The following is a 413-nucleotide window of genomic DNA, read 5'->3' on the forward strand; positions in this document are numbered from 1 at the left end:
TCTGTACCTTGATTAGTTGTTGTAAATTTATAAATTTTTGCGTTAGATGACATACTAGCAACTGGCGCATAAACTCTAATTGTTCCAGCATCCCAGCTACCGGTTACATATATTCGATCACCTACTCTTTCGTTTGTTGCATCAAGTGTTAAATCATAACGAGTAAGAGTACCACCTTCACTTGTTGCTACATGTAAATACCATTCATTACCTGCACTATTACTCGATACTGAACTTACAAATAATTTATTATCTTCACTTATTGCTATGTCATTAATAGGCAGTAATTGATTATTTTGTCCACTTACATTAAACGAAAAAGGTGTGGATAATGTTATTTCTGAACCATCAGCTGGATTTAAAACTACTATCTTATTTCCTCCATTTCTTGAAACAACATACAACCTTTCACC

Annotated in this window: 1 protein-coding gene; it reads right to left on the reverse strand. The window is 33.4% G+C overall.

Annotated features, from left to right (window positions below; translation table 11 throughout):
* The coding region (locus K9U41_RS23465; protein ID WP_282643231.1) for a hypothetical protein at nucleotides 1-413 on the reverse strand (413 nt) is incomplete at both ends.

The organism is Xanthobacter autotrophicus, assembly GCF_029991245.1.
GTDB classification, from domain to species: Bacteria; Pseudomonadota; Alphaproteobacteria; order Rhizobiales; family Xanthobacteraceae; genus Xanthobacter; species Xanthobacter autotrophicus_C.